This window comes from Vibrio harveyi (assembly GCF_030060435.1).
Lineage (GTDB): Bacteria > Pseudomonadota > Gammaproteobacteria > Enterobacterales > Vibrionaceae > Vibrio > Vibrio harveyi.
This window is the reverse complement of sequence record NZ_CP125875.1, coordinates 938,581-962,394: the sequence shown is the minus strand read 5'-3', so window position 1 is coordinate 962,394 and position 23,814 is coordinate 938,581. Positions and strand designations below refer to the sequence as shown.

The following is a 23,814-nucleotide window of genomic DNA, read 5'->3' as shown; positions in this document are numbered from 1 at the left end:
AACGCCCTGTTAAGGTGTGAGCAACGCAATACCGATGCTTCCGCATACCACCTTAAACACTAAAACCAACGCATAGTAAAAATGCCACGCGTTGCGAATCACTCTTAAACAGTTTGTTAGGCAGACTTATCACGTAACTTAACTAGCCTAAATAGGAAAACAAGTGCCCCCCACATACTGTATAAAGCAGTTAAACCACCAATTTGAATTAATGTATATCCATGGGCGGCTCCTTTAACACTCGAGAAGTACTTTAGAGGAGCTTGAATTCCAAACCAAGCTAACCAGCTACCCATTGCTGCTAAGATAATTGTAAAAAGCAAGAAACCAATTAGCTGAAAAAGCGTTTGTTGTTGGAGATTATCCGTATCTTTATATGTTTTACTAAAAGGAAACCTATAATATTTCATACAATAAATTAGCAAACATGTGATAGGCAGCACCCCAATATCAATTATTGTAATAGGTAGCCCAGTGTATAGCCTAATTGCTTCAGAAATGAGGATGACCAAAAATATAATAATACCCGTTTTTAATTTTGCCCAACTCATAAACTTGACCTGTAAGCTAAAAATAACCTTGTATGCCTAACGCCCTGTTAAGGGGTGAGCAACGCAATACCAAAGCCACCGCATACCACCTTAAACACTAAAACCAACGCATAGTGAAAATGCCACGCGTTGCGAATCCCTCTTGAACAGTTTGTTATGTGCGTGCTTACGTTATGCACCAAACTGCTTTATACGCTTGGCACCAATAAAAAACCGATACTTACTTTGTTGAAGTAAGTCTAAATGGCGCTCAAACTTGGGTAAGCCATTGGATAAAGACAGATGGTAGACGAGTCCATTACCGGCGTACACTCCAACGTGTGCTCCGTATGAGTCAGCAGAGTCGTTGTACAACATGATATCTAGCGGCTTAAACTCAGTGACCACCTCACTCAACTCTGAGTCATTCCACAGTTCACTAGAACGGTAGTTAGGTGGATTTAGACCGAAGTCTCTGAGCAGATTATACGCAAAGACCTGACAGTTAGCTCCAAGCGTTAAGTCGGAATCATCTTTGCAACCTGGAATGCGGGATGAAACGTATCTTACATTTTTGAATCTATCGGGAATATCCATGTCCATTTTCTCCCAAAGCACATAACGCCCTGTTAAGGGGTGAGCAACGCAATACCGATGCCGCCGCAAACCACCTTAATCAAAAAAATCAACGCATAGTAAAAATGCCACGCGTTGCGAATCCCTCTTGAACAGTTTGTTATGTACGTAGCTCAAAATGAATACCTGAGCTCTCAAACTCTATGGTCCCAAAGCTACCAACAACCTTGAAACATGATTGGTTCTTTTCGAAGTATTCTATGTTTCCATAGTCTTTTGAGCCATCAGGATCTAGGGTCGGTTGTATATCACTTTGATTCAAGAGCCCAGTAATACTCGAAACATCGTTAAACAGAAGAGAGCCCAAGCGATAGCAAGTATACTCACCTACCTTTGGAGTTTTATAGTATTCAGACTCAGGCCAGATGCTGAACTCTAGTTCAATTTCCAAAGTTTGATCGCAGTAGTTCCACCCCAAAACAAATGAATCTTGAAGGTCTACGCCTACGAGAAAATCCATATTTCTCTCCAAGTACATAACGCCGCGTTAAGTGGTGAGCAACGCTACCACCCAACCTAAACTATTGTGCCGTAATCACTAAATTCAAAGCAAACTGAGAATGCCAAGCGTTGGGAATCCGTCTTAAACGCTTTGTTATGTGCGTGCTAAATCTGTGCGTATAGTCTCAGCATGTCTTTGTGTTGAATACCATTTTCGTATATTGGTTCTGGGTAGTTCAGCAAGAAATGATCCTTGATGATTGAGTCAACTCGAAAGCCAAGACGATGATAATAAGTCAGTTGATAACCAAAGGTGCCTGTACCCAATTCAACACGAGTGATCCCCTTACTTGCTAGCTGAGGCAGAACTGACCTAAGCAATTGAGAGCCAATTCCTTGACCTTGTAGCTTGGGATATACAGAAATATTGAAGATCTCAGCAAGGGTTTGGTTTTCTGGCTTCACTATACATGCTGCTAAAACACGCTCATTATCTAACGCAGCAAAGCACCATGATTCGGATAGATATGATGAAATACTCGCTTCAGAAGGATCTGCTTCGAGCAGCAAATCTAGCGGAATTTGGCTACTTTTGACTTCGATAAATTGCATTTCCCCTCCAAGCACATAACGCGCAGTTAAGGTGTGAGAGACGCAGATCCACCCTAACCTAAAATAAACTCTGATAAATCCGTGCCTATTTGGGCACTAAAACCCCAATGCGTTTCGAATCGGCTTGAACGTCTTGTTATTCCGCAACTAAAGTCGGCTATGTTTACGCCTAATCTTTTGATATGACGAGAAATTTTCGGTATGCAGGCAAAAATCGAAGCCGAAGTATTTGGCAGCTCACTACCTTAAATCGCTTTAGCGTCACTCTTTAATTGCTGCGCCATATTAAGGTGCGCTTAAAGCGCTTTAAGGCTAGCATGGAAATGACCAATATTCGCCCTTTTCGCCGCTTTTCCACCCTATTACCCCGCCACTTTCACTCTTAGGCTACAACCACGTACATTCAGCCTGAGAGATCCGTTGCGGAAATAACGCTTTCTATACGGCTCTAAGCCATCTTTCAGGCACGCTACCGCCTTCTTTCATGCAAAAGAAAGTATGCATGCTAGCACTTATCTGCATGAAACAAATAGAAAATCAGTATGAATCTGTGTGCTCAGCCACGCAATTAGACGGCGCAGGCGTGCCTAATTCGTTTAAGCACGCTAAATTAACAAAACTGTATAAATAGCCAGTTAAAATTAAACAATGAAAAGTCAGTTTTTACTCAGCGTGAAAGAGCATATGATCTCACGTCACTATGCCAAGAAGACCATAGAAGCCTACCTATTTTGGATAAAGCGATACATACATTTTCACCAGCTAGCCCACCCTTCGAAACTTTCTGAAGATGATGTTGAAGGCTTTCTTAGCCACCTCGCGATTGAAGAAAAAGTGGCAGTAAAAACGCAGGCTCTCGCATTAAATGCTATCTCTTTTTTATACCGTGAATACTTTCAAATGCCACTTTCATTAAACATGCGATTTCAAAAGTCAGTGGCTGAAATGAAATTGCCAGTGGTGTTAACAAGGAATGAAGTACGCCGCTTTGTTCGACATATTGATCCACGATATAAACTCCATATTCAATTGTTATATGGTTCAGGGCTTCGAGTCATGGAATGTCTCCGATTGCGGATTCAAGATATCGATTACGATTATGGAGCAATCAGAGTTTGGCAAGGAAAGGGGGGCAAGAACCGGACAGTGACACTGGCAAAAGAGTTACATGAACCATTAAAAGCACAAGTAAACTTAGCAAGAGATTATTACCAAAAAGATCGTCATGTGGCAGGTTATGCGGGTGTAAATATAGCCGATGGCTTAAGTCGAAAATATCCTGGAGCCGAGCTGGATTTTAATTGGCACTTCCTCTTCCCTTCCACCAAGTTAAATGTCGACAACGAAACAGGAGAGTTTAGGCGTCACCATATCAATGAAAGCGCGATACAAAGAGCAGTGAAGCGAGCTGCAAAAGATGCAAGCATAGAAAAGTCAGTCACTTGCCACACGCTCAGACACAGCTTTGCGACGCACTTACTCGAGTCCGGTGCAGATATACGCACGGTTCAGGAACAGCTTGGGCATTCCGATGTAAAAACCACACAAATATACACGCATGTAATCGAGCGAGGTGCTGGCGGCGTATTGAGCCCTTTATCGAGCCTATAAAAAACAAAAGCCACCGAGTAAAACACCGGTGGCTTTAGCCATTTATGTGCGAAAGTCGTGCTAGTGGCGCTCTCCTAGCTTGACGTTTCCTTTGGAGTCAAACCACAGAGCTTGAGCGCGGCGACGACCAATCAAAATCGGACCATCGTCGTAGAACAAGAAATTCTTCCAGTGTTTTTTAAACGTTGACCACTTCGTCTCAATCACGTTGTATTTCTCATAGCAAAAGTACACGGTTACATCATCTTGCCAGTCAATAAACGTCGCCACTTCTTCTGGAAGTTCAGGTTCATCAGCTTCCCAAGCAGCCATCCAATCGACTTCTTGTGACCAGTTAGACTCTTTCATTGGCCAGTCTGATGAGCTCAAACGATCTGCATCAGGGCTTTGCGCACTGATGTTCTCTTTCCAGAACTGCGCGGCGCGAGCTTGACTCATTGGTTTGATAAACTCTAGGTCTTCTTCCGGCACTGGCATTGACTGGTGAGTAAAAATCCATTTTCTTTGGTATTCATCCAAAGGCAAATAAGACATTCAGTCTCCTTTCTTACGACTTCAACCAACCGTTCTCGGTGGCATCTTCAATCAGTTCTTTAGCCTTGTCCCATAATGTGACAGAGCCAAACTCAATTCTTTTATTGATGGTTAACGCTTGCTCTCGCGTCACCCCATTTTCTTTCCAACTTTGACCATCATTGTGGTAGTTGAGCAACATTGGAATAAGGCGGTCTAACGCCTTAGCGTATTTAGCATCATTACTTTGCGCGGCTTCAAATTCATGCCACAGAGCGAGCAGTTCTTCACCTTGATCGCTTGGTAACATACCAAACAAACGCTGAGCCGCTCTGAACTCTTTCTCTTCTTGCTCTTTAGACGCTGCAACATCATAAACAAAGGTATCGCCCGCGTCGATCTCTACCACATCATGAATAAGCAGCATTTTCATCACACGCGCAATATCAACTGGAGCATTAGCGTGCTCTTGCATTAAAACAGCCATTAGCGCAACGTGCCAGCTGTGCTCACCGCTATTTTCCAGACGTCCATCAGCGCTTTTTACTCGAGTGCGTCGAAGTACGCTTTTCAGTTGGTCTAGTTCTATCAAAAGCGCTAACTGCTTTTCCAGCCTTTCCATCTATCGAGCCTCTGCATTCCAATTCGGGTTAGTCAGCGATGTCAGCACATGATCTTGCCACTCACCGTTGATCAACAAATAATCCTTTGCGTAACCTTCTCTTTCAAATCCGACATGTTGCAAAACAGCTTCACTTCGCGTGTTATGCGGCATGTAGCCAGCTTGAATGCGATGTAACTTTTGTACATCAAACATATAGTCGCATGCCATTTTCAACGCGCGGCGCATATAGCCATTTCCTTGCGCATCTTCAGCAAGAGAGTAACCCACATTACAGGCATAAAATGGGAAACGGGTCAGGTTACTGAAAGAGAGCGTCCCGAGCATTTTACCTGATTCAGCGTGAACGAGTAGGCAGTAGTAGCCCAACCCCAATCTATGCAGCTCGTTCAGTTTTATCAACTTTTGTAGCCAGCCGTTGACAGAGTAAAATGCCTCTTCACGTTTTGGTTCAAAAGGCGCTAAATACTCTCGGTTTGTCTGAAAATACGCCGCAATCATATCGGCATCACCAATTTCTGCGGTACGTAGAAGCAAGTCGCCGTCCAACTTGTGAACGGCGATTGAGGAGCTTTTATCTTCCATTACGAATGACAACTTCCATTTAATTTCGGATTAATTTTCGGATAGCCCAGTTTGTACGAATACCCTAGCTTTTACGAATACCATAATCACGCAACTTGTTCGCGATAGAGGTATGAGAGACATTCAATCGCTTGGCAAGCTTACGGCTTGATGGGAAAGATTGATACAAACGCTCTAAAATCTGCGATTCGTAATCACGCATGATCTCATCCAATGATCCATCAAGGTTCAAGGTTGCGCTACCTCCGCCCATTGCTTGCGGTTGAGGCAGATTAAAGTTATCCGCTTTTAGCAAATGACCTTCCATCTCAGTCAGCGCGCGAAGCACCATGTTATCTAACTGACGCATGTTACCGGGCCACTGGTAATTTGCTAACGCATCAACAAGTTCATCATCGAGTTCTGGTTTATCGATACCAAGCTGCTGAGCATGTTTTGTGACAAACAAATCCAGCAATGGTGCAACATCGTTCGAGCGTTTACGCAGCGGCGGGATGTTCAACGTTAGAACGTTGAGACGATAATACAAATCTTCACGGAACTTACCTGCTTCGGCAAGTTCGGCTAGGTTGTGCTTGGTTGAGGCAATAATACGCACATCAACATGCATCTCATCTTCTGCACCAACACGACGGAAGTTTCCATCTTGTAAAAAGCGAAGTAGTTTGATTTGTAAGTGCGCACTCATCTCGCCTATCTCATCGAGAAAAACGGTGCCGCCATTGGCTTGCTCAAAAATACCTTTATGCCCTTGCTCATGATTAAACGAGCCAGGTGCATGACCAAATAACTCGGTCTCCGCAACATCGTCCGGCATCGACGCACAACTCAGCACCATAAATGGCTTGCTCGCGCGTCCAGATCGGCTATGACATGCTTTTGCCAGCATTTCTTTGCCAGTACCAGTTTCACCCTCAATCAATAGGGGTTGGTCAAGCACTGACAGTTTTTTCGCTTGGTTCATCAACGCCTTATGGCGATTCGATAAACCAACAAAATGCTCGAATCCTAACTGGTTATGCAATGGCAGAGTTTCTTCTATCTGCACACCTTGCTGGCTAGAGCGAATAGTCATCAACGTACTAGCAAGAGTTGAGTTTTGCGCTTCGTCTTTAATGTAGACAGGCATCAACTCAAGAATGTAGTCCAAACCATCAATCACTAAGCTTTCACGAGTGCGGGCATTAACGCCTTCCGACCAACGAGAAAAACGCACACTCGGTAACAAAACTCCGATTTGAGTGCCAATCACATCTTGTTTGTGCTGACCAAGTAGAGACAATGCTGACATGTTCGCCATATCTACCGCACCTTTGAGGTCGATGGCAAAGACAGGATCTGGAAGATTATCTACCAAAGAGAGCAACTCAGTATTGTGGCGCTCCATTGGCATAAATTGGATTTTACGTACGTCTTTGACCCCCGGTATACGGCGGATTTCTGCCATTAGTTCGCTAAAGGTATCAAAATCAATATCAGGGCAGTTTAGGTAAATGATGCCACTAATATCAATTTCGATACCACGTAAATCGATGCTTTTAGACGCTAAAATATCGAGCAGTTCTCGGGTAAGACCGAGTCTATCTTCACAAAAGACTTCAAGACGCACTGAAAATATCCCAAATCACAACTGTCAGGAAAAGTTGACAGTAGTTTCTACCAAGCTTGGAATGGCGTCAAGTAATCCTCACCGTCAAAGGTGACATTGATTACGGTTTCATCGTGATTGATGCAACTTTCGCCACCACTTCTTTGCGAATCGCACCTAGTTTCACCTGACGCTCCGGATACCAAGGTAATGGACGAAGCAGTGCCATCGATTTGAGCCCTAGGCGCGCAGTCAAAATACCCACACCCAAACCCTGCCCTGCTCGCGCAGAGACTTTTCCAGCTAAATCCATCGACATCAGATCCATACTGGCATCAATCGCGAGCTCACTGGCACCTGCTGCTGCCATGTTAACGAACACTGCACGTAGCAGTTTGATGCGTGAAGTATACCCCAGCTCAACGCCATACACCTTCGAAAGATTGTCGATCATTTTGAAGTTACGCCATGCCACCAGCAACATATCAGCGGCTGCTAATGGGCTCACAGCCACCAACGCGGCAGATTCAGTTGCATGTTGCGAAACAATTTTGGTTGCGAGCTTGTCTTGCTGACTCACAACCATGGAATCATACATGTCTAGAATTTCGGCATCACTATGAGCTGGGTTTACGCTGTTTTTCCAACGATCAAACCCCGGGTTTTCTGCCAACACGCCGCTTTGCTCCGCCACTTTTTCACAAAAGGCTTTGCCCTTACCGACGCTTTGGCTATCAATAAGCCCTTCGCTTTCTTCCTGCACACTAAAATGATTGCGAAGTTTACGCAGCTTCCATAGCTCTTTGCCTAGTGCACCCAAACCAAAAGAAGCGATAGTGGTGATAAAGCCAGCCCAGCCAAGAGCAAGCCAATCAGCAGTTTGTACTGCGGTAACGACAGAATCGACCGCCTGCCAACCAACTAAACCGGCAAAGGTTGCAAAGAGCCCCGTTGTCAGCCATTTGCGACCCACTCTCGGGCGAATGACATGTTCAAGCTGTAACTCTTGTTCTGTTTCATCCTGTTGCTCTTCAATCGCCACAGGTACGAAGGTTTCTTTTTCTGAAAACGTCTTTTGAGCCGTCAACTCAGGAGAAACACTCTCTTGATCACTTTGCATCACTTTTTCTGAGAAGACTTGTTTTTGTTTTAGTTCACTCATTTCAATTTGTCTCCCAATAGGTATTCCAATGCTTTGTCTAGGCGAATGTGTTTCATCGGCTCATCCGTTTCTGAAGGCATTGGACGGAAAGAAGTAAAATCAAAGCCACTGTTTTGCCAATAGGCGGTATTCGGCAGCTTCTTAGGGACTTCTCCCGGGAACATCGTCATTGGCTCCCCTTTTAACGTCGTGCCTTGCAGCGCGGGGACGGTTTTATCTCCGGAGGCAATAAAGCCTGACATAGTCGCTTGAATCGACGCAATGCTCATGCAGCTCATTTCAATATTCTCGTACGCTGCGGTTTGCCATGCTGGGTGGACCATTTGCTGTAATAATGACACTAAGTGAGGGTGCTGATCTGGGGTCACGTGATCCGCTTTCGTCGCAGCAAACAGAACTCTGTCGATCTTTGGTGAGAACAAACGACGCAAGAAGCTACTGCGCCCATACCGGAAGCTATGCATGATCTGTTCAAGCGCTTGGCGCATATCATAAAAAGCTTCATCACCCGCATTAAGTGGCTGCAAGCAGTCGACCAGTACGATCTGTCGATCGAAAGTAGCAAAATGATGTTTGTAAAACGCTTTCACGACCTTTTGCTGGTATTCATGGTAACGCGCTTCTAGCATCGCGAGGTTGCTGCCTTTAGAAGGCTTAACCCCTTCGTCAACTCGACACGGGAAAAACTGCAGCACTGGCGCACCAGCAAGCTCACCCGGTAAAACAAATCGACCAGGTTGCACCCAGTGTAGCCCTGAGTCTTTACAAGCATGCAAATAATCTGTGTATGCGTTAGCAACCTGCTCAAGCTGTTTTTCACTGGCTTCTGCATTCAAATCCACAGAATCAAGCGCCTCTAACCAAGGGTTGGCAAGCTCAAGACGCTGACCTTTTAGCGCATCAAACTGGGTACGAGACCAGCTTGCAAAATCCATATCAAGCAAAGGTAAATCAAGAAGCCACTCACCCGGGTAGTCAATGATATCGACGTTCAATACCGCGGTTTTGCTCAGCAGCTTTTTAGTGGTTTTGTTCGGTTTATATTTGAGTGCAAGACGAATTTCGCTCACGTCACGAGTCGGCACCGGCCATTGGGGAGGTGTAGCATGAATTTGACTCATTGCTTCGTCATAGGCAAAACGTGGCACCATCATGTTCGTTTGTGGTTCACGTTTAGCCCCAATCAGGCGCTTATCACGGGCCGCATTAAGCAGTGGCAAATTATCGTGTGTCGCAGTGTGCAGCAGTTGATTGACTAAAGAAGTAATAAAGGCGGTTTTCCCCGCTCGAGATAACCCAGTCACGGCGATTCGGACATTGGCGTCCATACCACGGCTGATAAAGTCATTCACTTCTTGCGTTATTCTTTTCATACTTTTTATTTATCTCATCAATTTCTGCTACGCAGTGTAATTTTACCAACCTTAATCAAAGATGAACAAAGTATTCACGGCAAAATCTGACGTTTAAAAACGCAAAAGCCTCTGAGAACTTCAGAGGCTTCGGGGATCTTGATAACCAGTTTACACTCTAATCGTCTTCGATAAGCTTGTAGATAACAAACAGTGCAATCTCCAAAATCAACCACAAGACACAAGTGATGGTGACGTATTTTTCATCGAAGATACTGATGCCGTGAAGGATCAAGTCGTAGCCCACAAAGCTACCGATCACAACCGCAAGGACTATTTGTAGAATTTGAATAAAACGAGGCATGCCGTCTCCTAATCATGGTCAGCATAACAACAAAATTTGTTATGCCTATAAGTTTATATCTGATTATATAGACAAAAAGTGCAGCTTTCGCTGCACTTTTGTCAAATGTTTGCTAGGTAAATCAGCACTTTGTCACATTCTCTCGATTGAGACGCCTGCGCCTCGCCGAGTCAGACTCCGCATGACACAAACCTTGTGACCTGACAAATTAGCAACTCGTGTCTTACGCTTCCATCTCTTGGATTTTCACTTTCCACGTATCTGGACCAATTTGGTGCGCATTTACACCATTCGAGTCCACTGCCACGGTAACTGGCATGTCTTCAACTTCGAATTCGTAAATTGCTTCCATACCCAAATCTTCAAACGCCACAACGCGTGCTTTTTTGATCGCCTTCGCAACCAAGTAAGCCGCTCCACCTACCGCCATGAGATAAACGGCTTTGTGGTTTTTGATTGATTCAACCGTAGCTGGACCACGCTCGGCTTTACCTATCATACCCATAATGCCCGTTTGCTCTAGCATCATGTCAGTAAACTTATCCATTCGCGTGGAGGTTGTTGGACCTGCAGGACCAACAACTTCATCACCCACTGCATCAACCGGACCAACGTAGTAGATGAACTTACCCTTAAGATCGACACCTTCTGGTAGACCTTCTCCCGCCTCTAGCATGCCTTGGATACGTTTATGTGCCGCATCACGACCAGTAAGGATTTTGCCAGACAGCAGAACGGTTTCACCCGTTTTCCACTCTTGGACTTCTTCTTTAGTGACCGTATCAAGGTTAACGCGACGTGTGTTCTCGCCTGCTTCCCAAGTAATGTCTGGCCAATCTTCCAGTTTTGGCGGCGTCAACTCTGCCGGTCCCTTGCCATCAAGAGTGAAATGCACGTGGCGTGTCGCTGCACAGTTCGGGATCAAGCACACAGGTTTCGAAGCGGCGTGAGTCGGTGCAGTTTTGATTTTCACATCAACAACTGTCGTTAAACCGCCTAAGCCTTGAGCACCGATGCCAAGTTTGTTTACACGATTGAAGATATCAAGACGAAGCTCTTCTTCCGCATTTTGAGGACCACGGTCAATCAACTCTTGAATGTCGATGTGTTCCATTAGAGATTCTTTTGCCAGTACCGCTGCTTTTTCTGCAGTGCCGCCGATACCAATGCCAAGCATACCTGGAGGACACCAGCCAGCACCCATAGCTGGTAGCGTTTTCTCTACCCATTCTGCTATGTCATCTGACGGGTTCAGCATGACCATCTTAGTTTTGTTCTCAGAACCGCCACCTTTCGCAGCAATTTGAATTTCAACTTTGTCTCCAGGCACCATATTAATGTGCACGACTGCTGGCGTGTTGTCTTTGGTATTGATTCGCTTACCAGCAGGGTCCATAAGAACCGAGGCACGCAATGGGTTGTCTGGGTTTGTGTAAGCCTGTCGGACACCCTCATCCACCATTTGTTGTACCGTCATATCGATCGAGTCCCACTGGACGCCCATGCCGATGTTCACGAAACAAGTCACGATCCCCGTGTCCTGACAGATCGGTCGATGACCTTCCGCCGACATACGAGAGTTAATTAGGATCTGAGCGATGGCGTCTTTTGCCGCCTGGCTCTCTTCACGGTGGTAGGCTTTTTCAAGGGCTTGAACAAAGTCTAGCGGGTGGTAGTAAGAAATATACTGTAGCGCATCAGCAACACTGCTGATGACATCCTGCGTGCGTATTACCGTCATTGCATGCCTCATTATTGTTATGCTTTGCTTCCATTATTGGCTTGGCTTCAATCGTGTTTGTTGAGCTTATTGCTCTTGATGAGCTTTGTTTTTATAAACGTTTATTTTTAAACCATGTTTTATAAACAATTGTCGAACGGCTGATATCGACACACGAGTAAATGAAGTCGCCTTCTTTTATAGTAAAACCACCTCCAAGCCTTTGTATAGAGGTAGTTTGGCTATACAAGGGTTTATGATACTCTTGCTGCCCATGACATGCCATGCAGTGAATGAACTCTTTGTCACAATTTAAACAAATGAACAACATGGATACGCAATTGCTTGATTTTAAGGCATTGGATTACGCCAACGACCTCGCTCTTTCGCTATTTTCCCTTATTGAAAGCCAACCTTGGGCGATGCTTTTACGCTCTGCCTCGCAGACGCACATCGATAGCCGGTTCGACGTATTAGTCGCAAACCCAATCGCTACCCTTGAGACAGTGAGCAGTGACACACAAATCACCACATCAAACGAAAACTACGTTTCCCAAGATGACCCATTTTCTTTGCTAGAAGACCTTCAGCAGCGGCTACTACCACAGGTTGAAGCTGATACGAAATGGGATGTACCGTTTGTCGGTGGTGCACTGGGTTACTTCAGCTACGATTTAGGTCGTCGAGTCGAATCCATGCCTAATCTGGCAGACAAAGATTTGCGTACTCCAGACATGGCTGTAGGCTTGTATGAATGGGCGCTGATCGTTGACCACAAGCTAAACAAAGCGTGTATGGTCGGCAGAAACATCGAGCAAGCATGGCAATGGCTCAATGCGCAATCGAGCGCGGATGTTGAAGACTTCAAGCTGATTAGCGACTGGCAATCCAATATGACGCAAGCGTCCTACGCTTCTCGTTTTGAGCGTGTGCAACAGTACCTACTGAGCGGCGACTGCTACCAAATTAACTTAGCACAACGTTTTAACGCCGCCTATCAAGGCAGTGAATGGCAAGCTTACAAAAAACTGGAAGAAGCAAATCAAGCGCCTTTTTCCGCGTTCATTCGTATGCCTAAATCAGCGATTATTAGCGTGTCACCAGAGCGTTTTCTAGAGCTTAAAGATAACGTTATTGAAACCAAACCGATCAAAGGCACTCGTCCTCGCAGTCAAAATCCACATCAAGATTCCGCCAACGCGTTTGATTTACAGACCGCAGAGAAAGACCAAGCAGAGAACTTGATGATAGTCGACTTACTTCGCAACGATATTGGTCGGGTCGCGGCACCAGGTAGCGTACATGTACCGAAGCTATTTGATATTGAGAGCTTTCCCGCAGTGCATCATTTAGTGAGCACCATTCGGGCCAACTTAGACATTCGCTACTGCGCTGCAGATCTGCTTCGTGCATGTTTTCCCGGCGGTTCGATCACTGGTGCGCCGAAAGTACGGGCGATGCAAATCATTGAAGAGTTAGAACCTCATCGACGCAGCGCTTATTGTGGCAGTATTGGCTATATTTCCCGTCATGGGCGTATGGACACCAGTATTACAATCCGCACTTTGGTCGCAGAAGACAAACGGCTCTACGCATGGGCTGGTGGCGGTGTGGTCGCAGACAGTGACTGCGCTGCAGAATATCAAGAGACCCTGGATAAGCTCTCAAAGATACTACCAGCGCTCAAATCATGAGCAAAGAACCTCAATCGAAATAAACAAAGCGGCACTGCAACATAACCGTGCCGCTTCTCTTTATATGTTCTCGTGCTCTCTATTCGTCTAGCCACTTACACATCATCTGCTCAATATCCGCAGCAGTATATGGTTTGGTTAGGATGTCATCCATCCCAGACTCCACGCACTTTTGTCTTTCCTCAAGGGTGGTGCCTGCTGTTAGTGCAATAATCGGTCTGTGAAAGCCATTTTCTCGAAGGCGTACCGTTGCTTCATAGCCATCCATTTCCGGCATCCGACAATCCATAAAGATCAATTCGTAATCTTTCTCTTTCACCGCATCAAGCGCTTCTAACCCATTGTTTTTCAAATCTGGAGTAATATCGAGCTTTTTCAGCATTTGAGTCACAATCACTTGGTTCATGCGAATATCATCCACCACCAATACGGAACGCCCGGACAGGTCAATCTGATGACCAATTAAAACATCGCCAGCCGCTCTGCCCTGTGCTTGCCCTTGTTTCAGTGGCAATTTGACTTTAAAGATAGTGCCCTTGCGCGGCTCACTGACAAAGCTGATTTCGCCGTCCATCAAATCAACCAAATTCTTACAAATCGCAAGTCCAAGCCCAGAGCCTTCAAAACTTCGCTTGGTAGAGCGGTCGGCTTGCACAAAGGGGTCAAATAAAGCTTGCTGCGCTTCCAGCGGGATACCAATCCCAGTATCTTCCACTTCAAACAGAGCGCAGCCATCGCTCCATTCGACACGAAGCACCACCCCTCCAAGATTGGTAAACTTAATCGCATTACCAATCAAATTGACCAGAATTTGCGTAATACGTTCAAAGTCTCCAATCAAGTACTCAGGAATACCCAACTTCTTATCAATAGAAAAGTGAATGCGCTTTTCCGCAGCTTTGGCTGCAAATACGCCGGTCAAAGCATTTTCTAGGTCTTTCCAAGCAAATACTTTGTTTATGATTTCCATCATACCCGCATTCATCTTACTGAAATCGAGCAAGTCGTTAATAATAACGCGTAGCAGATCGCCTGATTGACTTAGATTACCAAGGTATTGAAGCTGCTCTTCCTCCAAGGGGGTTTTACTTAACAGCTCCGCGCTGCCGAGCACACCATTTAAAGGCGTTCGCAACTCATGGTTAATCATGGCAACGAATTCTTTGGTCGCCTTTTCCGATGCTTCGGCACGCTTACGTAACTCAACTTCACGCTCTAGGCTCAAGTGACGGCTAATAACGCCATGAACTAAATCAGACACTAATACCATTTGCTTGGAAATGAATTCTTGGTCAACTTGTTCAAGATCCACGGAAAACACAAGCTCGCCTAAATTCATTGAATCGATAATAATCGGCAGGTAAAGCTTCTGCGCTTGCCAGCGAGGCTTGGCATCGATGGGCGCATCATGAGCAAGATTAAGATGACCAAATTGATGACGACGCAACGAAGATAAATGCGTATCGCTCAAATACAGGTACGCACCCGACACAACTGAATTAGATGTCAGTTGCTCCAAAAAGCTGGCAATCATGGTTTCATCAAAGGTACTAGAAAGGAAGGTACGACCAAACTTAATCAACGTGGCATCGATTTGCTCTTCAAACTCAAACTTGCGCAAGTCGTGCTCTGACTGCATTTCCAGCTTTTTTAAGGCTACGCTCAGTTGCTGATTCGCCTCGTACAACTCTAAGCTTTTTTGCTCCAACAGTGTTTCTGCTGCTTTTCGCGATGCCACTTCTCGTTTGAGTTTCCTTTCTAATGAGGAACTTCCTGCCATATTGCCTTATTGAGCCTCCAGCCAAAAACGAACTTGGCTTCCATCTTGCGACTGATTTTGGTGCTTAATGATCACCGTTTCATCAAAGTGGGTAGCACATCCTTTAATTAACCCCGCACACACATGCGCCATGCAGCGCGCACTCCGATAATCGAACACCATCTCCGATTGAGTTTCACTGATAAAGTCAAATTTCGGTGGATTGGCATCTGGATAAAGCTTTTTCACTTCCACGTGAATAAAGTCTTCCACATGACGCACAAATTGAAACGTAGTGGAGCATTGCTGCAAGCTGGCATGGTTTGGGATTGATTTGAGCAGGTTTTGAAACACACACTCACCAAACACTTCTTGTAACTGCTCGGGTGGAATGTTGGATATTTTGCTGAGGTTGACAATTAACTTGACCAAATCACGATGATCATAACTGCCGACCGAGGTGTAGATGCCTTCATCATTAGATAAGTCGAGCACTTGGTCCAAAACTTCCAGACCAAACTTCTCTTCCACTAACTCCATGAACTCTGTGAAAATAATCCCTTTCATCGTCCTCAACTAACCTTATAGTGACGCCTTAAAATAAAGAATGGTGTATAAAGGTATAACTTTCAAATTAATATGCTTCAGCACACAGGTGTTTTCAGTAAAAGGATTGAGCATTGGTTATTGATAAATCGACATTACTGCAGAACTTCCAACTGCAAATGCCCACAGGCTATCATCGTGAGTCTTTGGGACGCTTAGCGCACTTAGAATCATTGAAGTTGAGAGAAGCGGCCGTATTGATTGGCTTTGTCGAACGTGAACAAGGTCTGCAAGTGATTTTGACCAAGCGTGCCGAGCACTTAAAGCATCATCCAGGGCAAATCAGTTTTCCTGGGGGCAAATTTGAAGATGACGATCAAGTACTTGTAAATACCGCCCTTAGAGAAGCAGAAGAGGAAATTGGTATTCATCAAACAGATATAAGGGTGTTTGGTCAGTTGCCCAAGCTACCTACTATTAGCCAGTTTAATGTGACGCCATTTTTAGCCTTTGTCTCACCAGACTATTCGACTCAGATCGACCCAAACGAAGTCGCCGAGGTTTTTGAGGTGCCAGCAGATCATATTTTGAATCCAAAAAAGCTTTACAGTACAAAATTCAAACTAAAAAACACCAGTCACCGTGTGTTTGCAATCCCCTATCAACAGCATTTCATTTGGGGAATGACAGCACAAATTATCGAATCGATGCAAAAACACATCATTTCTAACTAACTGTCTTATCAATGATAATCTTGCTTCTATAGCAAACATCATGTGCATCAATATTAATAAAAGGTTATTTTTCAAACATTCGTTCACATTAGTTTAATTTGGATTTTATATCGCAAACGCTTGCGGTGAGATAAATTTATACAATCGCCCCTTCAGATAAGTTTTTCTAATTTTACTCATTAGCAATAATCACGTGTAGCACGCCGTTTTCGTGATAAAAAGCAGGTTTTTGACATATCATTCAATAAGCTCGAGCAATACATGATTTAGATCTAATTTTCCTAGTGCAAAATCTTGCAAAATTGCTCCCGACTTATTTCCTGTTCCCAAAATGAGTAACTCAAAAATGAATACAACTACTTCTGCGGCTTCGACCGCACAATCGTCTAGTAAGTTTTCTTACAAAGACTTCACTTGGTGTCTGTCCCTGTTTGGTACAGCAGTAGGTGCAGGTGTACTTTTCCTTCCTATTAAAGCAGGTGCTGGCGGTTTCTGGCCATTAGTTATCCTAGCGCTAATCGCGGCACCAATGACTTGGTTCGCACACAAATCTCTCGCTCGTTTCGTACTTTCTGCGAAAAACCCTGAAGCGGACATCACTGACACAGTAGAAGAGCACTTCGGTAAAACTGGCGCAAACCTTATTACTTTTGCCTACTTCTTCGCTATCTACCCAATCGTACTTATCTACGGTGTTGGTATCACAAACACAGTTGACTCTTTCCTAGTCAACCAAATGGGTATGGAATCTATTCCTCGCTGGCTACTGTCTGGTGCACTTATCGCAGCAATGACAGCAGGTGTAGTATTTGGTAAAGAACTAATGCTGAAAGCAACATCAGCAATGGTTTACCCACTAGTATTTATCCTACTAGCACTTTCTTTCTACCTAATTCCTGATTGGAATACATCAATGATGGAAGTATCACCAAACTGGGGCGAAATGCCGACCATCGTTTGGCTAGCAATTCCAATCATCGTATTCTCTTTCAACCACAGCCCAATCATTTCTCAGTTCTCTAAAGAACAACGTCGTGTATACGGTGATGACGCAGTGAAGAAAACTGACGCTATCACTGGTGGCGCAGCAATGATGCTTATGGGTTTTGTAATGTTCTTCGTATTCTCTGTAGTACTTTCTCTATCTCCAGAGCAACTAGCATCTGCGCAAGAACAAAACATCTCAGTACTGTCTTACCTAGCTAACGTTCATGAGTCTCCACTTATTTCTTACATGGGTCCTCTAGTAGCGTTTGCAGCGATCACTTCTAGCTACTTTGGTCACTTCCTTGGTGCGCACGAAGGTCTAGTAGGTCTAATCAAATCTCGCTCTCAAACTCCTGTCAGCAAGATTGAAAAAGTATCGCTACTGTTCATCGTAATCACAACTTGGATCGTTGCTATCGTTAACCCAAGCATCTTAGGCATGATTGAAACAATGGGTGCACCGATGATCGCGGCAATCCTATTCTTGATGCCTGTATTCGCAATGCAGAAAGTACCAGCAATGGCGAAGTACAAAACTTCAGCACCTGTACAGATTTTCACAGCAATCTGTGGTCTTGCGGCAATTAGTTCTGTAATCTACGGCGCTCTTTAATCACTGCTGCTTTATTTAGCGTGATTAATCCAAGAATATAACGATAATAAAAAGCCTCCCAACTCCCCTTGGGAGGCTTTGTTCTGAGGTAATCGATATGATTAGTGTTTTTGACATCTATAAAATCGGTGTTGGTCCTTCAAGCTCACACACTGTAGGTCCAATGAAAGCGGGTAAAGAATTTATTGATGATCTTCGTGCAATGGGAAAACTGCGCGACATCACTAAAATCACCGTTGACGTTTATGGTTCACTATCACTGACAGGGAAAGGTCACCACACGGATATCGCGATCATCATGGGTCTTGCAGGCAACTCCCCTGAGAAAGTAGATATCGACTCTATTCCGGGCTTTATCGCTCGAGTAGAAGAAACTGAGCGCCTACCTGTTGGCATGCACTGTCATACAGTATCGTTCCCGAAAGATGGTGGTATGAACTTCCATACCACTAACCTTGAGCTACACGAAAACGGCATGCAGATCCACGCTTGGATCGATGACGAAAAAGTATACTCAAAGACTTACTACTCTATCGGCGGTGGTTTCATCGTTGATGAAGAGAATTTCGGTAAAGAAGTAGAGAACCCTATCAAGGTTCCTTACGAATACACAACGGCAGAAGAGTTAGTTCACCAGTGTAAAGAAAGCGGTCTTTCTATCAGCGCACTTGTGATGAAAAACGAACACTCTCTGCACTCTGATGAAGAGACTCGTACATACTTCGCAAACATCTGGCGCACAATGCGCGAATGTATGGATCGCGGTATGAACGAAGAAGGCATTCTGCCTGGTCCACTACGCGTACCTCGTCGTGCGGCAGCACTTCGTCAGCAACTGCTTACTTCTGAAAAGACAACTAACGATCCAATGTCGGTTGTTGACTGGGTAAACATGTTCGCTTTCGCAGTAAACGAAGAAAACGCTGCCGGTGGTCGCGTTGTTACAGCACCAACGAACGGTGCGTGTGGCATCATCCCAGCGGTACTGGCTTACTACGATAAGTTCATCCAGACAGTAACTGAAAAAGATTACATCCGTTACTTTGCGGCTTCTGGTGCAATCGGTGGTCTTTACAAGCGTAATGCATCTATCTCTGGTGCAGAAGTTGGTTGTCAGGGCGAAGTTGGCGTAGCGTGTTCGATGGCTGCAGCTGGTCTTGCTGAGCTGATGGGTGGTAGCCCTGAGCAAGTATGTATGGCAGCAGAAATTGCGATGGAACACAACCTAGGTCTAACTTGTGACCCTGTAGCGGGTCAGGTTCAGGTTCCATGTATCGAGCGTAACGGCATCGCGGCAGTAAAAGCGATCAACTCAACTCGTATGGCACTGCGTCGCTCATCTGCACCTACGGTTTCTCTGGATAAGGTTATCGAAACCATGCTAGAGACCGGTAAGGACATGAACGCAAAATACCGTGAGACATCTCAAGGCGGTCTAGCAATCAAAGTGATTTGCTAATCCTCCCCTCTCAATTGAAAAGCCCGAGCACATTGCTCGGGCTTTTTTTTCGTTTCTGCATTCTTAATCCGCCGAAATACAACTAGATTGAGCTTTATAAAAAAATCTAAAATGGTCACTATATCCAGAAGTTTAGGATATGCCCGTAGAAGGTCACATACCTGATACATCAATATTGATAACGTATTCAAAAAATTAATCCTGGAGCGCAATAACACATGATTAGGTTTGAACTCGGAAACCAAATCTGCGTTTGCCTGACCGAAAAAGAACTTTCACTACAGCTCAATCATTCCATCCACTCTTCTATTCCTGTAAACCGAATCGAATATTTGATCCTTAGCACCATCGCCGCTTTTGGCAGCCTAAACGCGCCTATTAGCCAGAGGAAAATCGAAAAGAAGTTATCAGCGCAACATCATTTGATGTTGCCGGAAAATGGATTTAAGAACGCTGTTGCGTCGGTACGAAAGAAGTTCAGGCAACTGACAAAGAATCACGTAGAGGCACCTAAGTCTCTGATCGAAAACATCCACCGAAAGGGATATTTTGTGCCATACGATAGCCAACATGCACAAAAAGACGGACTTCTGCAGCAAGCGCGGATCCATCAACAAGCGACACACAGCATAAGAAGAGCAATAGGCATCTGCTTACGCAGTCGTGCGCTGTACTTGAATCTACTGTTTTTTCTCGTTTTTACTATCATCTTGTATGTTGCGATTTGCTTTTACACAATCAGTACGATTGTCAGGCAAAACTATTTTGATGATGCGATGGACTTTGCCCATGATCTGGCACAGCGTAGCTGCTTTGAGCATGAAGACCGCTTACGTGGTTTGTTCGATAATATCCAACTGGTCGAGTCCGCCTTAATGACGGACAAACACAATATTCGTTGTTTGGTGACACCAGAAGCCGTCGTGCCGGTCAACGAGAGAGACCGCAACCTTTGGCTCAATAACGAAAGTTACACCACGCATTCATTTTTCTTTGACGGCGCAGAAGTGTTGGTGCGAGTGAAAAACATCAATCTAGCGAATAGCATAGAGAGCCACATGTCGCGGATGTTTTTGTCGGGAATGAAAGTGTGTACTAACACCGGTACAGCGCTCGAAATTGGCGATACCCAGGGCAACTCGTTTTTATATAACGTCAATGATAACGGCTACAAAGAGATCTATTACGTATCCGGACCGATCACAAGCATCCTTGTTTTGAGCTTTATACTAATGTTTATTGCCAGGCATAAAAAGCTGCGTTCGCTGGTCTCCTACCTATGGGCAATTCGTCAGTTCACCTTAAAGCTTGAACCTATTCATAACACATCAAATCGGCAAAATATTCACTATGAGGTACTGTCACGTTTTAAAGTTAAAAACACTCAGCGATTTATTGAACGTTTGATTGCCAATGGCTTACTGATCAATCACACCTTACTGGTGATAAAAACCGTCTATGGCGACGCAAAGTCATTACTCGCCCCTCTCAGCATCAACGTATGTCCTTCTCTTCTCATTGGGCGCAATTTTACGCGTCTTTATCGTCAGTTGTCCCAGTTAGACTGTACACTGCTGACCATTGAGATCACGGAAAATGCCTCGATGTATTACACGCGCGAGATATTTGACAACATCAGTAAGCTCAAACAGCTTGGTTGTAAAATCAGCATTGACGACTTTGGTACTGGGAATAACAATGTTGAGCTGATTAGCCACATTACTCCGAATTACCTGAAAATTGACCGTCTGTTTGTCATGAACTTAAAGCAAGACGACAAAAAGGTTGAAACTCTGCGCCAACTAATCGCGATGGGACACACGTACCACTGCACTGTGATCGTAGAAGGTGTTGAAACTGCAGAATGCGCACATCTACTCACCACCCTTGGCGCGCACATCCATCAAGGGTTTTATTACCCATTGTGTCGCTAGCGGCTTCTATTTATTGACAAAATCTGCACATAACCAGATTGCGTACTTTTTATATCCACAACTATAATGGCGGTATCGACTTTACCGCCTCTAAATAGATTCAGCACATGATCGCTATTAAACCAGCCAAGCTGAAAGATTTTGCCAGCTTGATGCAAATGGATGTGCACGACGATCAAAAAGGATTTTTCAAGCCCTTTGAACAGGCTTACCAACAACGCGCCAAATCGGAAGTGTTTTACACCATATTCCACGACTATTTGACTGTGGGGTATTTGGTGATTGATAAAGCATTTGCTCAACACGCGCCTTTTGCTAAACGTCATGAACTTGGGTTGACCTACCTCATGATTGATAAACGCTTTCAGCGTCAAGGGATAGGCAAAGCGACGCTGCAAAAGTTGATGGTGTATGGTTACGCTATTGATGCCGAAAGCAACTCGATATGTGCGACGATCACCAGCACCAACCAAGCGGCGATCAAACTGTTTGAGACAACTGGGTTTGAAAATACGCAAAAGACCATTTACGACGCTCAAGGTAAAGCGCTGATCATGCGCCATGCATTGAGTTAAGTCGAAAACAAACCACCGAAATAAAAAATGGGCAGTCTATATTGGACTGCCCATTTCACTTTAAACTGCCATGACTTCAGCTTGCCAGCCATAGCCAATGTATTCTTTCGCCAATTCTTCGGCAACAAACGTCGATACTACGACTTCCACCCACATGCTATGTGATCCCGCGCGATAACGCAGTTTCATCATCTTCATTGTACACCTCTCCGCAAGGTGAAAGAGGCTTAACTTGCTCGCCATTCACCCAAATGATAATAAAAAATGACCGTATCCATGCAGTTGGAGCCCTTTGCCCATACGTGCGTGAACTCTCTCCTTGAGATAAAATGGATACCGTATATGTGATTCGAAAAACTTCGAATTATTGCGGGAGCAATTTTGCAAAATGATAGGGCAAGGGTGTAGAGTAAAAATACTGCATTTATAAAAAACGATAAGATGGGCCAACTTTTATGGGCAGTGATATAGGTAACACCACCAAATCCACCAGTTTTGATGCGTTGATGATACGTCAAGCGAAGCTTTTAACGTCCGCACATGCTGACGAATGTGAAAGCTACCTCAAGCAGTTTATGCTAGAAGCCATGGAATGGTTTGAAATCGATCGTATGACGATGTTTCCCAACTCCATGCTGTTTTTCAATCAAGGGAAAACGCTTTCTGTTGCTCGCGAGCCACACCAAGTTCTGACGACTAAGCAAGTCGGGGTCGAAGATGGCGAACGCTACCTGCGCTTAATTGGTAATTCTGAGAAAACCCAGTTTTTCGATAAAAACGCTTTAGCCAACAGTGATGTAGTGGTATTGCGCATGCTGTCAGCACAAGGCGCGTGTTGCCATTACACTATTCCACTAGTCCAATTTGGTCAGCGCTGGGGCGGTCTCTCTTTTACTCTCTTTGGTAGCAACAGTTGCGGCCTATCCGAAAGCCAGCTTGAACAGGTTAGCTTCATCTCTCATATGTGGCTGTCCTTTTGGCAACATTCAAAGCTACATCGTAGTTTGCACCGTCCAGACATGAAAACCGACCAAGAAAATCACCGCATGTTACGTTTGAGTCACCGTCAATGTGACGTGCTGGGTTTGCTGGCTAAAGGATTATCAGCAAAAGAAATTGCCACAGAACTCAATCTAAGCCCAAGAACGATCGAATCTCATAAATATCGGTTGCTAGACATGCTAGAGCTGGATAGTCATGCAGATTTAGTTCAGTTTGCACTGAGAAATGGCATAGGCTATTAAACGCCCACTAATAAATTCTTGATAAAGAAAAAGGCAAGCCGTTGGGCTTGCCTTTCTTGTATGCATGCAGAAGACGATTACTCACCTTTGTAAATACAACCTGCGGTACACGTCTCTTTGATCTCTACTTTACTAAGCAGAGGTAAGCTTGGCTTAAGTTGTTGCCAAATCCATTTTGCTAGAACTTCGCTGGTTGGGTTTTCCAGACCTTCAATGTCGTTCAAATAGTAATGGTCGAGACGGTTATAGATAGGTTTGAATGCGGCTTTGATTTCAGCAAAATCTACAACCCAACCTGTATGAGGGTCTACTTCACCTTCTACATAAAGACGAACAAGGAAAGAGTGTCCATGTAAGCGTCCACACTTATGACCTTCAGGTACGTGTGGCAAGTGGTGTGCCGCTTCGAACATAAACTCTTTGTACAATTCTGTTTTCATCTTGATTCTCAGGCTTTAAAAAGACACGCAATACTAAGGAATTCACCCTTTAATGACAACCTTTATCAATAGCGCCCGCTATGAATAGCAAGG

24 protein-coding genes are annotated in these 23,814 nt (G+C 44.6%); 8 read left to right on the top strand and 16 right to left on the bottom strand.

Annotation, left to right across the window (positions count from 1 at the left end):
* Nucleotides 1-116: 116 nt before the first annotated feature.
* The 4 genes from QMY49_RS04460 to QMY49_RS04435 form a co-directional block, all read right to left on the bottom strand.
* Nucleotides 117-551: a hypothetical protein gene (locus QMY49_RS04460; RefSeq protein WP_283312995.1), complete on the bottom strand. Its 435-nt coding sequence runs from the start codon at nucleotides 549-551 to the stop codon at nucleotides 117-119.
* A 171-nt stretch (nucleotides 552-722) separates the two neighbouring features.
* Nucleotides 723-1,127, bottom strand: coding sequence for a hydrolase (locus QMY49_RS04450; RefSeq protein ID WP_224721380.1), 405 nt, complete (start codon nucleotides 1,125-1,127; stop codon nucleotides 723-725).
* 139 nt (nucleotides 1,128-1,266) lie between these two features.
* Nucleotides 1,267-1,626: a hypothetical protein gene (locus QMY49_RS04440; protein WP_032550858.1), complete on the bottom strand. Its 360-nt coding sequence runs from the start codon at nucleotides 1,624-1,626 to the stop codon at nucleotides 1,267-1,269.
* Between the two features lie 146 nt (nucleotides 1,627-1,772).
* A complete protein-coding gene (locus QMY49_RS04435; protein ID WP_283312987.1) occupies nucleotides 1,773-2,219 on the bottom strand; it encodes a GNAT family N-acetyltransferase in 447 nt (148 codons plus the stop codon).
* A gap of 648 nt (nucleotides 2,220-2,867) precedes the next feature.
* Here QMY49_RS04435 and QMY49_RS04430 point away from each other — a divergent pair.
* Complete coding sequence (locus QMY49_RS04430; RefSeq protein ID WP_199450586.1) at nucleotides 2,868-3,830, top strand: integron integrase; 963 nt, start codon at nucleotides 2,868-2,870, stop codon at nucleotides 3,828-3,830.
* 60 nt (nucleotides 3,831-3,890) lie between these two features.
* Here QMY49_RS04430 and QMY49_RS04425 read toward each other — a convergent pair whose 3' ends face one another.
* The 8 genes from QMY49_RS04425 to QMY49_RS04390 form a co-directional block, all read right to left on the bottom strand.
* The gene (locus QMY49_RS04425) at nucleotides 3,891-4,364 is read right to left on the bottom strand and encodes a DUF2947 domain-containing protein (RefSeq protein WP_005445216.1); all 474 of its coding nucleotides are present in this window, start codon (nucleotides 4,362-4,364) and stop codon (nucleotides 3,891-3,893) included.
* Nucleotides 4,365-4,377: 13 nt separating this feature from the next.
* Nucleotides 4,378-4,965: an HD domain-containing protein gene (locus QMY49_RS04420; RefSeq protein WP_005445214.1), complete on the bottom strand. Its 588-nt coding sequence runs from the start codon at nucleotides 4,963-4,965 to the stop codon at nucleotides 4,378-4,380.
* The gene (gene rimJ, locus QMY49_RS04415; protein WP_005445212.1) at nucleotides 4,966-5,550 is read right to left on the bottom strand and encodes a ribosomal protein S5-alanine N-acetyltransferase; all 585 of its coding nucleotides are present in this window, start codon (nucleotides 5,548-5,550) and stop codon (nucleotides 4,966-4,968) included. It abuts the gene before it with no gap.
* A 64-nt stretch (nucleotides 5,551-5,614) separates the two neighbouring features.
* Nucleotides 5,615-7,159: a transcriptional regulator TyrR gene (tyrR, locus tag QMY49_RS04410; protein ID WP_009698366.1), complete on the bottom strand. Its 1,545-nt coding sequence runs from the start codon at nucleotides 7,157-7,159 to the stop codon at nucleotides 5,615-5,617.
* A gap of 100 nt (nucleotides 7,160-7,259) precedes the next feature.
* Nucleotides 7,260-8,300 (bottom strand): YcjF family protein, encoded by a 1,041-nt coding sequence (locus QMY49_RS04405; RefSeq protein ID WP_283312975.1) that lies wholly within the window; start codon nucleotides 8,298-8,300, stop codon nucleotides 7,260-7,262.
* On the bottom strand, nucleotides 8,297-9,673 hold the full coding sequence (locus QMY49_RS04400) for a YcjX family GTP-binding protein (protein WP_009698368.1): 1,377 nt from the start codon (nucleotides 9,671-9,673) through the stop codon (nucleotides 8,297-8,299). Before QMY49_RS04400 ends, QMY49_RS04405 begins: the two co-directional genes overlap by 4 nt.
* Nucleotides 9,674-9,830: 157 nt before the next feature.
* Nucleotides 9,831-10,016 (bottom strand): hypothetical protein, encoded by a 186-nt coding sequence (locus QMY49_RS04395; protein WP_005433708.1) that lies wholly within the window; start codon nucleotides 10,014-10,016, stop codon nucleotides 9,831-9,833.
* A gap of 223 nt (nucleotides 10,017-10,239) precedes the next feature.
* The gene (locus QMY49_RS04390; RefSeq protein WP_047516406.1) at nucleotides 10,240-11,757 is read right to left on the bottom strand and encodes a fumarate hydratase; all 1,518 of its coding nucleotides are present in this window, start codon (nucleotides 11,755-11,757) and stop codon (nucleotides 10,240-10,242) included.
* A 308-nt stretch (nucleotides 11,758-12,065) separates the two neighbouring features.
* Here QMY49_RS04390 and pabB point away from each other — a divergent pair, with 308 nt between their 5' ends.
* Nucleotides 12,066-13,430, top strand: a complete 1,365-nt coding sequence (gene pabB / locus QMY49_RS04385; protein ID WP_283312967.1) for an aminodeoxychorismate synthase component I — start codon at nucleotides 12,066-12,068, stop codon at nucleotides 13,428-13,430.
* A 79-nt stretch (nucleotides 13,431-13,509) separates the two neighbouring features.
* Here the strand turns inward: pabB and QMY49_RS04380 are convergent, their stop codons facing one another.
* The gene (locus QMY49_RS04380) at nucleotides 13,510-15,210 is read right to left on the bottom strand and encodes an ATP-binding protein (RefSeq protein ID WP_283312965.1); all 1,701 of its coding nucleotides are present in this window, start codon (nucleotides 15,208-15,210) and stop codon (nucleotides 13,510-13,512) included.
* 6 nt (nucleotides 15,211-15,216) lie between these two features.
* Complete coding sequence (locus QMY49_RS04375; RefSeq protein WP_283312963.1) at nucleotides 15,217-15,756, bottom strand: heme NO-binding domain-containing protein; 540 nt, start codon at nucleotides 15,754-15,756, stop codon at nucleotides 15,217-15,219.
* A 113-nt stretch (nucleotides 15,757-15,869) separates the two neighbouring features.
* Between QMY49_RS04375 and QMY49_RS04370 the strand changes: the two genes are divergently transcribed.
* The 5 genes from QMY49_RS04370 to QMY49_RS04350 all read left to right on the top strand — a co-directional run bounded on the left by QMY49_RS04370 (nucleotide 15,870) and on the right by QMY49_RS04350 (nucleotide 22,037).
* Entirely contained in the window at nucleotides 15,870-16,469 is a 600-nt protein-coding gene (locus tag QMY49_RS04370) for a CoA pyrophosphatase (protein ID WP_005445194.1), read from the top strand.
* A 346-nt stretch (nucleotides 16,470-16,815) separates the two neighbouring features.
* Complete coding sequence (locus QMY49_RS04365; RefSeq protein ID WP_005445192.1) at nucleotides 16,816-18,069, top strand: aromatic amino acid transport family protein; 1,254 nt, start codon at nucleotides 16,816-16,818, stop codon at nucleotides 18,067-18,069.
* Between the two features lie 97 nt (nucleotides 18,070-18,166).
* Complete coding sequence (locus QMY49_RS04360) at nucleotides 18,167-19,528, top strand: L-serine ammonia-lyase (protein ID WP_005445190.1); 1,362 nt, start codon at nucleotides 18,167-18,169, stop codon at nucleotides 19,526-19,528.
* 218 nt (nucleotides 19,529-19,746) lie between these two features.
* Complete coding sequence (gene tpdA, locus QMY49_RS04355; RefSeq protein WP_009698375.1) at nucleotides 19,747-21,462, top strand: cyclic di-GMP phosphodiesterase TpdA; 1,716 nt, start codon at nucleotides 19,747-19,749, stop codon at nucleotides 21,460-21,462.
* A gap of 107 nt (nucleotides 21,463-21,569) precedes the next feature.
* On the top strand, nucleotides 21,570-22,037 hold the full coding sequence (locus QMY49_RS04350; protein WP_005445185.1) for a GNAT family N-acetyltransferase: 468 nt from the start codon (nucleotides 21,570-21,572) through the stop codon (nucleotides 22,035-22,037).
* Nucleotides 22,038-22,097: 60 nt separating this feature from the next.
* Here the strand turns inward: QMY49_RS04350 and QMY49_RS04345 are convergent, their stop codons facing one another.
* Nucleotides 22,098-22,235 (bottom strand): hypothetical protein, encoded by a 138-nt coding sequence (locus QMY49_RS04345; protein ID WP_005445182.1) that lies wholly within the window; start codon nucleotides 22,233-22,235, stop codon nucleotides 22,098-22,100.
* Between the two features lie 257 nt (nucleotides 22,236-22,492).
* Here QMY49_RS04345 and QMY49_RS04340 point away from each other — a divergent pair, with 257 nt between their 5' ends.
* Entirely contained in the window at nucleotides 22,493-23,281 is a 789-nt protein-coding gene (locus QMY49_RS04340; protein ID WP_005445181.1) for a response regulator transcription factor, read from the top strand.
* A gap of 77 nt (nucleotides 23,282-23,358) precedes the next feature.
* On the opposite strand, the gene queD is transcribed toward QMY49_RS04340, so the two are convergent.
* On the bottom strand, nucleotides 23,359-23,721 hold the full coding sequence (gene queD, locus QMY49_RS04335; RefSeq protein ID WP_005376896.1) for a 6-carboxytetrahydropterin synthase QueD: 363 nt from the start codon (nucleotides 23,719-23,721) through the stop codon (nucleotides 23,359-23,361).
* Nucleotides 23,722-23,814 lie beyond the last annotated feature (93 nt).